The sequence below is a fragment of the Streptomyces sp. NPDC060205 genome, from assembly GCF_042728395.1.
In the GTDB taxonomy this organism is placed as follows: domain Bacteria; phylum Actinomycetota; class Actinomycetes; order Streptomycetales; family Streptomycetaceae; genus Streptomyces.
Map to the genome: position 1 here is coordinate 1 of NZ_JBHWZP010000275.1, position 12,789 is coordinate 12,789.

8 protein-coding genes and 1 pseudogene are annotated in these 12,789 nt (G+C 71.3%); 5 read left to right on the forward strand and 4 right to left on the reverse strand.

Annotated features, from left to right (window positions below):
• Positions 1–135: 135 nt before the first annotated feature.
• A complete protein-coding gene (locus ACFWGJ_RS33825; protein WP_387332272.1) occupies positions 136–1,998 on the reverse strand; it encodes an acyl-CoA dehydrogenase in 1,863 nt (620 codons plus the stop codon).
• A gap of 310 nt (positions 1,999–2,308) precedes the next feature.
• Between ACFWGJ_RS33825 and ACFWGJ_RS33830 the strand changes: the two are divergent.
• From ACFWGJ_RS33830 to ACFWGJ_RS33840, 3 genes and pseudogenes are all read left to right on the forward strand, one after another.
• Positions 2,309–2,980 (forward strand): annotated as a pseudogene (locus tag ACFWGJ_RS33830) (ScbR family autoregulator-binding transcription factor); the annotation flags it as partial.
• Positions 2,981–3,232: 252 nt separating this feature from the next.
• A complete protein-coding gene (locus ACFWGJ_RS33835; protein WP_387332274.1) occupies positions 3,233–4,522 on the forward strand; it encodes a cytochrome P450 in 1,290 nt (429 codons plus the stop codon).
• Between the two features lie 79 nt (positions 4,523–4,601).
• Positions 4,602–5,300 carry a ScbR family autoregulator-binding transcription factor gene (locus ACFWGJ_RS33840; RefSeq protein WP_387332276.1) on the forward strand — a complete coding sequence of 233 codons (699 nt, stop codon included), beginning with the start codon at positions 4,602–4,604 and terminating at the stop codon, positions 5,298–5,300.
• Between the two features lie 274 nt (positions 5,301–5,574).
• Here ACFWGJ_RS33840 and ACFWGJ_RS33845 read toward each other — a convergent pair whose 3' ends face one another.
• The 3 genes from ACFWGJ_RS33845 to ACFWGJ_RS33855 all read right to left on the reverse strand — a co-directional run bounded on the left by ACFWGJ_RS33845 (position 5,575) and on the right by ACFWGJ_RS33855 (position 9,567).
• Positions 5,575–6,243: a Type 1 glutamine amidotransferase-like domain-containing protein gene (locus ACFWGJ_RS33845; RefSeq protein WP_387332278.1), complete on the reverse strand. Its 669-nt coding sequence runs from the start codon at positions 6,241–6,243 to the stop codon at positions 5,575–5,577.
• 184 nt (positions 6,244–6,427) lie between these two features.
• Positions 6,428–8,095: an IclR family transcriptional regulator C-terminal domain-containing protein gene (locus ACFWGJ_RS33850; RefSeq protein ID WP_387332280.1), complete on the reverse strand. Its 1,668-nt coding sequence runs from the start codon at positions 8,093–8,095 to the stop codon at positions 6,428–6,430.
• A 182-nt stretch (positions 8,096–8,277) separates the two neighbouring features.
• Positions 8,278–9,567, reverse strand: coding sequence for a M6 family metalloprotease domain-containing protein (locus tag ACFWGJ_RS33855; protein ID WP_387332282.1), 1,290 nt, complete (start codon positions 9,565–9,567; stop codon positions 8,278–8,280).
• A 285-nt stretch (positions 9,568–9,852) separates the two neighbouring features.
• On the opposite strand from ACFWGJ_RS33855, the gene ACFWGJ_RS33860 reads away from it, so the two are divergent.
• On the forward strand, positions 9,853–10,497 hold the full coding sequence (locus ACFWGJ_RS33860) for a TetR/AcrR family transcriptional regulator (RefSeq protein WP_387332284.1): 645 nt from the start codon (positions 9,853–9,855) through the stop codon (positions 10,495–10,497).
• A 201-nt stretch (positions 10,498–10,698) separates the two neighbouring features.
• Complete coding sequence (locus ACFWGJ_RS33865) at positions 10,699–12,237, forward strand: MFS transporter (RefSeq protein WP_387332285.1); 1,539 nt, start codon at positions 10,699–10,701, stop codon at positions 12,235–12,237.
• Positions 12,238–12,789 lie beyond the last annotated feature (552 nt).

Below are 12,789 nucleotides of genomic sequence, written 5' to 3' on the forward strand. Positions count from 1 at the left end.
AGGGGCGCGGGGAACTGCGCGCTCAGCCACGACGCACCCGCAGTCGAGCAGCGGCCTTTAAGGGGCGCGGGGAACTGCGCGGGCAGTCCCCATCGGGGCGCGGGTGGGGGCGACGGGCCGGACACGGGCCGGGGCTCAGCGGCCCGCCGCCCCCACCAATCCGTCACACACGTCGGCCCCGCCGACATACCCCCCGCTGGCGATCGGGATGTTCGACAGCACCTCCGCCGGCAGGTCGAACGCGTCGACCAGGGTCATCAGGTGCGGCGCCAGCTCGCCCACCACCGTGTCGACGGCCTTCGGCAGCCCCCGTACGTGGTCGGCCGTGACGCGGCCCTCGGCCAGCAGATCACCCGTGTGCGGCCCGATCTCCCGCAGCAGGAACAGCCGGCACAGGTTCCGCATCAGCCGGCCCGCCCGCGTGTCCGCGGCGGTGTGGGCGATGGCCGCCAGGAACGCGTCCGCCGCCCGGAGCCGCGCATGCGCGGAGACCATCTCCAGCGCCGCGTCCGACGTCACGTTCCAGCGGCCGACCGGGTCCCCGGAGGGCCCCTCGCGCAGGGCGGCCCGCGCCCGGTCCTGCCAGATGCGTTCGACGTCGGCCAGCAGGGAGCGCAGGAAGGGGAGTTCGGTGATCTCCCGGTCGGCGGGACCGGCGGGGCCGGCGGGCCCGGCAGGGGCGTCGTCGGCCCGCGTCACCTGATGGCCGAAGACCATCTCGGACGCGGCCTTCACCCAGATCACCAGGTTGTCGCCCTCGGCGGTGATGCCGCCCTCGATGTTGAGGGGAAGGTCGGCCAGCCCGTTGGCGGGGAACAGCCCCTGCGCGCCGCAGCGTTCACGGCACTCGGTCGTGATCGCCCGCGCCTGCCAGGTGATCCATCCCTTGGCGACGGCGACCTCCCGTTCCACCTCCGCCCGCTCCTCCTCGGCGTGCGCGGCGAACAGGCTCACCGTCGACCGGTGCAGGAACGTCATCGCGTACGCCGTGGCCAGCGAGTGCAGCAGCCGGCCGTGGTGGCTGCGGTGGGCCGCCAGCGGGATGCGCTCGCCCGCCCTGGGGCCGGACAGGAGGCGGCTGTGGGCGTAACGCACCGCGATCGTCAGGGCCGCGCGTGACATGCCGAGCGTGCCGGCGCTCATGCAGAGCTTGCCCATGGTGACGCGGTTGATGGAGCGCAGCAGCCGCTTGCGTCTGTTGCCCAGGCTGCTGGTCAGCGTCCCGTCGGCGGACAGCCGCCCGTGCCCGGCCTCCAGCAGGGCCTCGCGCTCCAGCCACACCTGGTCGAACGCGGTGAGGCAGTGGTCCACCGGCGTACCGGTGCGCCGGGGCAGCGGGCGGACCCGTACGCCGGGAAGGTGGCCGTTCTCGTCGCTGAGCGGGGTCAGGAAGAGGAACGTGCCGCGGTCCTCGCCGTCCACGAGGAGACGGGCCGCGACCACGGCCGTCTTGGGGCCGCCGGTCAGGCTGGTGTTGGGCATGAACTTCTGCGCGCCCTCGGTGGGCGTGGTCAGCAGGAAGCCGCCCGTCGCCCGGTCGAACACCGCGACCGTCTCCATCGACGCGACGTCGTTGCCGTGCTCCAACTCCGTGCAGAGAAACGTTCCTGTGCTCTGCAGGGACGTAAAGCGGGAGAGGTCCCTCTCGCGGCCGCCGTCGTGGTCGAGGACGCTGCCGAGGAAGAGGTTGTAGTGGATGCTCGCGAGCGTGGTCAGCCCGCCGTCCACCGGACCCGTCCACTCGTGCAGACCCGCGAGCCGGTACGGGTCGGCCGCCAGCTCCACCGGGTCGCCCGCCGCCGCGTTCAGCAGCCGCAGCCGCTCGTACGACAGTGCCGTCCGCTCCTGCGGCGACAGTTCCGGCCGGTAGGCGAACTCCCTGCCGCGGACGAGCCGGCGCCAGGGCCCGTGGACGCGCTCGCGGTCGGCGCCCTCGAAGAGGAGCCGGGCCAGTTCGTCGGCGACGGGGTGGGTCTTCGTGTGTGCGGGCACGGACATCGAACTCCCCAGGGTGTGGGACTGGTCGGATGCGGACCACTGCCCCACAAAGATACGTACCAACCGGTTTTCTTTTCAAGGTGCCGGGGGAGATGCGAAGGCTTGATCGGGCCGAGCGAGGGGAGTGTCCGGGAGCGTCGACGGTGATCTCTCCCCATCATCGCAGCTCGGCGCGGCGCCACGAGTTGGGGCTGGGCGAATCCTTGAGAAACCGTTCGGCTGGTTTTATTCTGGGCCGCGAGGTCGTGAGCGTACGGTACAGACCTCTTGGTCTCTTTTTCCCGGTGAGCGGGATGGTACGGAGGTTCCCGTGGCGCGGCAGGAGCGAGCCATTCGGACGCGACGCGCGATTCTCGTCGCGGCGGCCCAGGTGTTCGACGAGGTCGGGTACGAGGCGGCGACGATCTCGGACGTCCTCAAGAAGTCCGGCATGACCAAGGGCGCCCTCTACTTCCACTTCACCTCCAAGGAGGAGCTGGCGCAGGCGGTCCTCGCGGGACAGGTCGACTCCCTGCCGCGCGTGCCCGAACAGGAGCTGAAACTGCAGCAGTCGCTCGACGAGGCGCTGCTGCTCGCGTATCTGCTCAAGCAGGACACCGGGGACCCGATCGTGCAGGGCAGCGTGCGGCTGACCGTCGACCAGGGCTCTCCCAAGGACCATCTCAACCGCCGGGTGCCCATGCAGGCCTGGCAGGAACACACGCACGCCCTCTTCCGGGAGGCCAAGGCCAAGGGCGAGGTGCTGCCGCACGCCGACGTGGACGCGCTGGCCAAGCTGTTCGTGGGCGCCTTCACCGGCGTGCAGGTGCTGTCGCGGATCATGACGGGCCGCGCGGACCTGGCGGAGCGGGTGGCCGACCTCTACCGGCATCTGATGCCGTCGATCGCGGTGCCCGGGATCCTCGTACGGCTGGACTTCTCCCCCGAGCGGGCGGCCCGCGTCCACGCGGACGCCATGCGGCTGCGCGAGGCGGAGGCCGCGACCGAGGCGGACGCGGAGGCGGAGCCCGGGTCCGATCCCGACCCGGAGGACGACCCGGAGGGCGACCCCGAGGGCGACCGCGGCGGCGCGGCCGTCGGGGAGGTCGCGGACAGGATCGGGAAGCCGTCGCGGACCGTGCCGGCGGCTGGGGCCGTGACCGCCGTTCAGTGAGGCGCCCGGGCCGGGCGCCCCAGTAAGACGCCTCCCCGTGTCGGCGGGGCGTGCGAACGACCTACCGAACGGAGTGCACGCATGGACATGTCCGCCTGCCCGTACGCGTTGGACGTGACAGGGCGCGACCTCGCCTCGGAGGCCGGGAAACTGCGCTCGCGGGGGCCGGTCGCCGCGGTGGAACTGCCGGGTGAGGTGACCGCCTGGGCGGTCGTACGGCAGAAGTACGTCAAGCAGCTCCTTCTCGATCCGAGGGTGTCCAAGGACGCCCGGCAGCACTGGCCCGCCTTCGTCGACGGACGGATAGACGCCGAGTGGCCGCTGTATCCGTGGGTCGCCAACGAGAACATGCTGTTCGCCTACGGGGAGCACCACGCCCGGCTGCGACGGCTGGTCGCGGGCGCGTTCACCGCACGCCGGAGCGAGGCGCTGCGGGCGCGCGTCGAGGAACTCACCGCCGGGCTGCTGGACGAACTGGCCGCCCACCCGGCCGGCGAACGGGTGGATCTGCGCGCCGAGTTCGCCAAACTCCTGCCGATGCGGGTGATCTGCGAGCTGTTCGGCGTGGCGGAGGAGGCACGCGAACCCCTGTGCACCGCGCTGGAGTTGGTGTTCGGCACAGCGGTGCCTGCCGCGGAGATGGCCGCCGCGCAGGTCGAGGTCTTCGGCATGCTGGCGCGGCTCGTCGCCGAGAAGCGGGAGCGCCCCGGCGGCGATCTGACGTCCGCGCTGATCGAGGTCCGCGACCAGGACGGCGGGCTCAGCGAGCAGGAACTCCTCGGCACCCTCTACCTCATGATCGCCGCGGGCCAGGAGACGACCTGCACCCTCATCACCAACGCCGTCGGCGCGCTGCTCGTCCACCCCGGCCAACTGGCCCACGTACGCGAGGGACGGGCGACCTGGGCCGACGTCGTGGACGAGACGCTGCGGGTGCACAGCCCGGCGGCGTACTCGCCGATGCGGTTCGCGGTCGACGACATCACGCTGGGCGGCGGCGGATCCGGAACGGACGCGGACGGCAGCGTGGACGGGGGCGAGGGCGAGGGCGCGGTGACGATCCGTCAGGGAGATCCCATCCTCGTCTCCTTCGCCGCGGCTTCGAGCGACCCCGAGGCGTACGGGGACGATGTCGCCGTCTTCGATGTGCTGCGGCCGGGCCGGCGTGAGGACCTGGCCTTCGGGCACGGGGTGCACCGGTGCCTGGGGGCCCCGCTCGCGCGAATCGAGGCGGGTGTGGCGGTGGCCGCGCTGTTCGAGCGCTTTCCCCGACTGGCCCTGGCGGTACCGGTGGACGGGATCGAGCCGGTGGAGTCGTTCATCGTCAACGGCTACGGCTCACTGCCGGTGCTCCTCTCGCCGGCCCCGTAGGGGCTATAGAAACCGCCCGCGCGGTTTGTTATCGTGTTTCTGCCTTTCCGGCATGCCCTCGCAGCAACGGAGCGTTCTGATGGCCCAGCAGGAGCGAGCGGTGCGTACGCGCAACGCGTTGATCGAGTCGGCGGCCGAACTCTTCAGCAAGGACGGCTTCGACGTCGTGTCCCTGTCCACGATCAGCACCCGTGCCGGTGTGAGCAACGGCGCGCTGCACTTCCACTTCGCCAGCAAGGCGGCGCTCACCGCGGCGGTGTGGGAGGCGGCTGCGCAGCGGCTGCGCCAGATCACCCACGAGGGTGCGGCACGCGGGCAGGCCGCCGGGAGCGGGGGGCCGCTGCAGGTGCTGGTCGACACGACGCACGCCCTGCTGCGGGGTCTGCGGCACGATGTGATCCTGCGGGCCGGGTTCGACCTCAGCGAGAGTCCCGTGCCGGTGGCGCCCGGGGCGGATCTGCGGCGGCGCTGGCAGGCGTGGGTCGAGAGCCTGCTGGCGCAGGCGGCCAGGGAGGGCGCGCTGGCGCGGGACGTGGCGCCGCAGGACGCCGCGCACGCGGTGGTCGCGGCGACGGTCGGATTCGGGGCGCTGGGCAGCCGCAACGCGCAGTGGCTCTCCCAGTCGATGCTCACCCGCTTCTGGGCCCTGCTGCTGCCGCGGCTCGCGGCGGAGCCGACGCTGAAGGAACTGGTCGCTTCCGGCCGCCGCCGAGAGGGCACGCCCCCGCCGGAGGCGCCCTCACCACTGCACCGCCCGGTCTCCCGCCAGAGCGCGTAGCTCCGGCCCGGTCAAAGAGTGCGCAGTTCCCCGCGCCCCTAGGCACCCAGGGGCGCGGCGAACTGGCTTCTTGAGGTGCGCGGCGAACTGTGCGACCGGCCCGCACCGGGCTTCTTGAGGGGCGCGGGGAACTGCGCGATCAGCCCCCACCGGCCCGCACTCGACGGTCGGCCCGTGGGCTTTTGGGGGCGCGGCGAACTGCGCGGCCAGCCCCCACCGGGCCCGCACCCGACGGTCGGCCTTCGGTCGGACAGGCGCGTCCGGCTCAGGCGTGTCACGGGTGGAAGCGCCAGCGGCCTTCCGACACCACATCCACCTTGCCGTCCCTGACGCGGACCGCCGTGTCGTCGTCGGTGAAGTAGATCGGGAAGTCCGCCCGCGAGGCGATCCGGTCCGCCCACGCGTCGTCGCGCTCGGGGAAGTCCGGTGAGTACAGGTGGGGCTTGAGATACCAGTCGAAGAGGCCGAACGGCGGTTCCAGCGTCGTCGCGCCGAGGACGTGGAGGTCCGCGGCGTCCCCGATGACATCGGCGGAGCGTTCGTCGAGACGACGGCTGAAGATCATCGAACCGGCGCTGAACCCCACGTAGACCCGGCTCTCCAGCGCCTCCAGGAAGCCGTCGGCCAGGCCGTTGCCGGTGATGCTGCGCGCGAGGTGGTAATGGTTGCCGCCGCTGACGTAGATGACGTCGGCGCGCAACAGCCGGTCGAGCACCAACTGCCGGGGCAGGCCGTTCAGTTCCAGGACGTCGAACTCCCGCCAGCCGAGGTCGCGCATGCGGTTCAGGTCGTCGACGAACCACCCGTGGTCCCCGGGCTCGGCGAGCGACGCCGTCGGAACGTACACGACGTTCGCCGATCCGAACGGCTTCCCCAGCATGTCCCGCAGCGCATCCCGCTGCGTGCCGTTGCGCACACCACTGGCCGTCAACAAGAAGTTCATCGCCCGACCCAAGCACGGCCAACCCACACACGCAAAGAAGCTGGTGCCGCACGCAGGGCAGCGGGGAACGGCGCAGTCTTTTGTCTTTCAGGTGGCGCAGCCCCTGAAGGGGCGCGGGGAACTGCGCGGCCAGCCCCCACCGGACCCGCACCCGACCCGCAACCCCGTTCCATCCCCCCGCCGGCTAGGCGACAGGTACGCGGGTGAAGCGCCCCGCAACCCGCAGATCCGCCTCGATCAGCCCCGCCGTCGCCGACAGCTCCGGAAGCACCTCCGCCACACACCGCTCGACCGTCCGCCGAGAGCTGTGCATGGCCACGTTCACGGCGGCCACGACACCCCCCGTACGGTCCCGGACCGGAGCGGCGATCGACCGCAGCCCCTCCTCCAGCTCCCCGTCCACCAGCGCGTACCCGGCCGACCGCACGCGGTCCAGGACGGCCGCGAGGCCCGCCGGGTCCGTGACCGTGTGCGGGGTCAGCGCGTCCAGGCGGCCGGTCAGGAACGGCTCCCGCCCGGCGGGGGAGAGGTCCGCCATCATCACCCGCCCCAGCGAGGTCGCGTACGCCGGCAGCCGTGTGCCGACCGTGATGTTGACGCTCATGATGCGGCTGGTCGCGACCCGGGCCGTGTACTGGATCTCGTCGCCCGCGAGGACCGCGAGGGACGCCGAGTCGTGCAGCCGCCCCGCGAGATCGGCGAGGTGCGGGGCCGCGATCTGCGACAGCGTCGTACGGGACAGGGGCGGGAAGCCCAGCGACAGGACGCGGGGCGTCAGTGTGAAGTGCCGCCCGTGGGACGTGACATGGCCCAGGTGCTCCAGCGTGATCAGCGCCCGCCGTGCCGTCGCCCGCGCGAGCCCCGTCGCCTGCGCCACCTCGGTGAGCGTCAGCTCCGCCCGCCCCTCGCCGAACGCCGTGATCACGGTCAGCCCGCGGGCCAGCGACTCGACGAACTCCCGGCCCAGTTCCTGTTTCGAGGCGCCGGTCCAGGCGGCGAGCCCGGCCGGGGCGGCGGGCGGCCGGGCGGGCGCCTCGCGCAGATCCCGTTCCATGGCGCGTACGGTCGCCCGCAGCCGCGGCAGCATGGTCTCCCGCAGGGAGTCCGCGCTGTGCCGACTGGTGTGGCTCACCACGCTCACCACGCAGGCGACGTGGCCGGCCCGGTCCCGTACGGGCACCGAGACGGCGACCAGGCCCGGTTCGATCAGCTGGTCGTCCAGGGCCCAGCCACGGGTGCCCGCCTGCCGGGCCCGTTCCTCGAACTCCGCGTCGCGGGTGGGGTGTTCGCGTGGCGGTACCGCGGGGAAGCCACGGTCCTGCGGGTCCGCCGCCCGTCTGTCCCGCCACCGCGCCCAGTCCTGCGGCGTCCACCCGGTGGCGAACAGCGGGCCCGGCGCGGTCCGTTCGGCGGGGAGCAGGTCGCCGATACGGAAGCTCAGGGACATCGCGCGCCGGCGTGTGGCCTGGTGGATGAAGCGGATGCCGTCCCGGTCGGGGACCGCGAGGGAGACGGACTCGTCCAGTTCGTCGGCGAGGGCGTCGGCGCGGGTGTCCAGCAGACGGGGGAGGCGGAGCGCGGCGAGGTAGGCGTTGCCCAGTTCCATCAGCCGTGGGGTGAGGACGGCGTCGCGGCCGTCGAGGCGCAGGTAGCCCATGCGGGCGAGGGTCGCCGCGATGCGGTCCACCGTACTTCTGGCGAGTCCGGTGGTCTTCTCCAGGGCGCTGAGGCTCTGCGTGCCGTTCGCCTCGGTGAGGCGGTGCAGCACGGTGATGCCGCGCATCAGCGGGGCCACTGCCTCGGCGGGGTCGACTGCGTCGGGCTTGGGCGGGGTGACGTGGGTCGGTGGCATGGCTCCCCATAACGGTGTGCCGACCACGGTAATGAATGGGGAGGGGGAGGGTGGGGCCGGGCGTATGTGACCTGCGGGTCCGGTGGGGGCTGGTCGCGCAGTTCCCCGCGCCCCTTCAGGGGGCTGCGCCCCTGAAGGCAAAAAGATTGCGCCGTTCCCCGCGCCCCTTGCAAGCAAAAGACTTACGGGGTGCGGGTCACGTACACGCGGTGGTTGCCCTTGGGGTCCTTGCCTGCGACGGTGATGCGGATGCCGGATTCCAGGTCCTTGAAGTACTGGCCGGGGGAGAAGGGGGCGTCGGAGAGTTCGGCGTGGACGTTCGGGCTGCGGGTGCAGCCGCCGCTGTCCTTCGTGGAGTCGATCACCGAGATCGGGCCGTGGCCGGTGTCGACGTCGGCGTTCACCTTGTAGATCAGTACGCCCGTCTTGCAGACCGAGTCGTCGTTGCCGGCCTGGGTGCGCAGCTCGGCCGCGTACCCCGTCTTCGCGTCGACCGGCACGAAGACCAGTTTGCCGCCGTCGCCGGGCTCGGTCAGCGGGGTCAGCACATGCTCGGTCGTGCCGGGCGAGGCCGCGCAGCCGACCTGGGAGTCGTCGAGCCAGCCGAGCTTCCACTTGTGCCAGCCCAGCAGGTCGTTGTCGGCCCCCCAGTCCTCGCTCATGATGTCCCAGTGCCCGACCGCGCCGCCGCCGTCCTGGGTGTAGAGGTCGGGCAGTCCGAAGACATGGCCGTTCTCGTGGGGGAGCACGCGGTAACCGGTCTCCGCGTACGTGCCGGACCCGTCGTCCTGGCGGCTGTAGACGAAGGACGCGTTGGCGACGGGCACCCCGTCGGCGACCGGCGCCTCGGTGTTGCCCGCGAAGGTGACGGACAGGACGGTGTCCAGGGCGGAGGGGCCGGCGTTCGGGGTGATCAGGACGTTCAGCAGGTCGTAGTCCTGGAAGTTCACCTTCGGGTCGGCGGTGCTCACGATGTCCTGGACCAGTTCGCGGTAGCCGGGGTCGAAGGGGGCGCCGCGTTCTATCCCGTACTCCTTGAAGGGCTTGGGCATGCGCAGCCAGTCGCCTATGGGGGCCTGCGGACGGTAGTCGAGACGGCCGTACGAACTGGTGCGGAACCAGTCGGTGGTCTGCGGGAAGAACTCACCGAAGCGGTCGAGCGCCTTGCCCTGTCCGGGCGCGTCGGAGAAGTCGACCATCAGGTTGAGGGCGCGGACGGTGCCGGTGGAACGCGCGTAGCCCGCGGGGGTGGGGATGCCCTCCGACATCTGCACGCCCGCCGGACCGCTGATCATGCAGGGACCGAGCGGGGAGGTGCCGGCCGCCGGTGCCACGGGGCCCGCCGCCGAGGTCGAGCCGCCCGTCAGGTGTCCGGTTCCGGCGGAGGTGCTGACCGCCAGGGTGAGTGCGGTGACCGAGACGAGGGCTGCGGTGCGGCGGCGCGGGCGTATCCGGCGGCTGGTCGGCTGCATGCGAAGCCCTTCGCTCCGGGCAGCCGGCCGTTTCTGGCTGCACCCTGTCCGATCACCCTGTGCCGCCGGATGGCGGGGCGCGCGCTGGAGGAGACCGATCGTGGGAGACGGGTGGCAAACCACCCCCGAATGATCTGTGACTCAGGTCACATCGAACTTCTTCAGGATCGGGAAATAACCGGGGATCGTTTCCCCGTTTAGACCTGTGTCCGCACGAACCGGGGAGGCGTTCCCCGGATCGGCCGGACGGCAGAGACCACCGAGAGAACGTCGAAGGAGTACGCCGTGGAGACCGCAACCGTCGCCCAGCGCAAGGTGCCCCGCCCGAGGGCCGATGCTCTGCGCAACCGGGAGCGGATCGTCGCCGCCGGACGGGAGATGTTCGTCGAGTTCGGTGCCGAGGTGCCGCTCGACGAGATCGCCCGCCGGGCGGGTATCGGCAACGCCACGCTGTACCGCAACTTCCCGGACCGGGCGGCCCTCCAGCGCGAGGTCGTCTGCTCGGTCATGGACCGTGTCTCGGAACAGGTCGAGCAGATGCTCGCCGAGACCGGTGACGCCTTCGAGGCACTCTCGCGCTTCGTGCACGCTTCGGCCGACGAGCGGATCGGTGCCCTGTGCCCGATGCTCTCGGAGGCCTTCGACGAGAACCACCCGGATCTGGTCGCCTCGCGCGAGCGGGTCGAGGAGCTGATCGAGACACTCATGGGGCGGGCCCGGACCGCGGGCCAGCTCCGTCCCGACGTCGCAGTCGGGGATCTCATGATCGCCGTCAGCCAGCTCACCCGGCCACTGCCCGGTACCGCGTGCCCGAACATGGACCGCTTCGTACACCGCCACCTGCAGCTGTTCCTGGACGGGCTACGGGCGCCCGCCCGCTCCGAACTGCCCGGTGCGGCCGCGACCATGGAGGACCTGCGACGAGCCTGACCGATCGGGCGACCGCCTGAGGCGGCCGAGCGATCAGATCTGCGCCTTTCGAGAGTCACTACTCACACCACAAGCCACCGGTCGTCATCGACAAGGACGTCGAGGAGGGCGTCGACAACGAAGTCGACGAAGACGTCACCGGTGACGAGCCGTCCCTTCCGTCACGTTTTTTCGCCACGAAGTCCTGAAGTGGGTACTCCCATGTCTGAAACAGTCCAGGCCAACGCCGCCAAGGCGCCGGCTCCCGATTCCAACCGCTGGAAAGCGCTGGTCTTCATCGCGCTCGCCCAGCTGATGGTCGTGCTCGACGCGACCATCGTGAACATCGCCCTTCCCTCGGCCCAGCAGGACCTCGGGATCTCCGACGGCAACCGGCAGTGGGTCATCACCGCCTACGCCCTCGCCTTCGGCGGACTCCTCCTGTTCGGTGGCCGCATAGCCGACCTGTGGGGCCGCAAGCGCACCTTCGTCGCCGGTCTGATCGGCTTCGCCGGCGCGTCCGCGCTCGGCGGCGCCGCCACCAACGAGGCGATGCTGCTCGGCTCCCGCGCGCTGCAGGGTGCCTTCGGCGCGCTGCTCGCCCCGGCCGCGCTCTCCCTCCTCGCGGTGATGTTCACCGACTCCAAGGAACGCGCCAAGGCGTTCGGCATCTACGGGGCGATCGCCGGTGGCGGTGGCGCCGTCGGCCTCATCCTCGGCGGATTCCTCACCGAGTACCTGAACTGGCGCTGGACCTTCTTCGTCAACATCCCGTTCGCGGTCGTCGCCGCCGCCGGTGCGTACTTCGTCATCCGTGAGCCGGTCGGCAGCCGCAACCGCTCGCCGCTCGACATCCCGGGTGTCGTCCTGTCGACCCTCGGTCTGGTCTCGCTCGTCTACGGCTTCACGCGCGCCGAGTCCGAGGGCTGGAGCGACACCACCACGATCGGCCTGTTCGTCGCGTCGGCGCTGCTCCTGGCCGCGTTCGTCGTCGTCGAGTCGAAGGTCAAGGCCCCGCTGCTGCCCCTGCGCGTCATCACCGAGCGCAACCGCGGCGGTATCTACCTCTCGCTCGGCCTCGCGATCATCGCGATGTTCGGTCTGTTCCTCTTCCTGACGTACTACCTGCAGATCGTGAAGGGCTACACGCCGGTCAAGACCGGTTTCGCCTTCCTTCCGATGATCGCGGGCATGATCACGGGCTCCACGCAGATCGGCGCCCGGCTGATGAACCGCGTTCCGGCGCGGCTGCTGATGGGCCCCGGCTTCCTGGTCGCGGCGCTCGGCATGCTGCTCCTGACCCGGATGGAGATCGGCTCCTCGTACGCGACGCTGCTCCTGCCGGCGATGCTGCTGCTCGGCCTCGGTATGGGTACGGCGTTCATGCCGGCCATGTCCCTGGCCACGCTCGGTGTCGAACCGCGTGACTCCGGTGTCGCCTCCGCGATGGTCAACACCTCGCAGCAGGTGGGTGGCGCGATCGGTACGGCCCTGCTGAACACGATCGCGGCTTCGGCCACGACCGCGTACGTCAAGGACCACATCGGCGGTGCGGCCACGCAGTCCCAGCAGCAGCTGGTGCAGCTGCAGGCGCAGGTGCACGGGTACACGAACGCGATCTGGTTCGCGGTCGGCATCCTCGTGGCGGCCGCGGCGATCGTCTTCACCTTCGTCAACGCGGGCAGTGTGGACATGAACGCGGCGTCCGAGTCCGCCGACGGTGCCGAGGACGACCTGAAGGTGCCGGTCATCGCCCACTAGCCGCTGCGCGGTGAGCGGGCCCGGGATCGACTGGGTCACCCACTGACCTCGTGCGTGCGCTGGGGTGGGGACGCCTTCGCACGCACGACCCCCGATCTGCCCCGGCTCCACACACGGAGCCGGGGCAGATCCATGCCCTGCGCCCATCCCGAACGAGCTGCACTCCAGCTTGCGGGGGCGGGGCCCTAGGGGCTGACTGGTTGTCGCACATCTGCGGGTCCGGTGGGGGCCGTTCGCGCCGTTCCCCGCGCCCCTTCAAGGCGGGCCTCGGCCGTCGCGGGCCGCGCCCCTTGCGGGGCAGGGGGCGTGTGCCCGGGTGCGGGTCCGGTGGGGGCTGGTCGCGCAGTTCCCCGCGCCCCTGGAGGGGGTGGCGGGTTGTCGCGCATGTGCGGTCCGGTGGTCTTCGAAGGGGGCGATTTGTTGTTGTGCATCTGCGGGCCGGTGGGGGTTGCCCGCGCCGTTCCCCGCGCCCCTTAGGGGCAAAAGCATGGGGCGTAGCCCCGCTTTTGAGGGGCGCGGGGAACTGCGCGACCAGCCCCCACCGGACCCGCA

What these genes read in the sequence shown, in the direction of transcription:
- ACFWGJ_RS33855 (WP_387332282.1), bottom strand. Translation starts at nt 9,567, where the DNA reads ATGCAGCCGACCAGCCGCCGGATACGCCCGCGCCGCCGCACCGCAGCC.
- ACFWGJ_RS33845 (WP_387332278.1), bottom strand. Translation starts at nt 6,243, where the DNA reads ATGAACTTCTTGTTGACGGCCAGTGGTGTGCGCAACGGCACGCAGCGG.
- ACFWGJ_RS33840 (WP_387332276.1), top strand. Translation starts at nt 4,602, where the DNA reads ATGGCCCAGCAGGAGCGAGCGGTGCGTACGCGCAACGCGTTGATCGAG.
- ACFWGJ_RS33850 (WP_387332280.1), bottom strand. Translation starts at nt 8,095, where the DNA reads ATGCCACCGACCCACGTCACCCCGCCCAAGCCCGACGCAGTCGACCCC.
- ACFWGJ_RS33865 (WP_387332285.1), top strand. Translation starts at nt 10,699, where the DNA reads ATGTCTGAAACAGTCCAGGCCAACGCCGCCAAGGCGCCGGCTCCCGAT.
- ACFWGJ_RS33835 (WP_387332274.1), top strand. Translation starts at nt 3,233, where the DNA reads ATGGACATGTCCGCCTGCCCGTACGCGTTGGACGTGACAGGGCGCGAC.
- ACFWGJ_RS33825 (WP_387332272.1), bottom strand. Translation starts at nt 1,998, where the DNA reads ATGTCCGTGCCCGCACACACGAAGACCCACCCCGTCGCCGACGAACTG.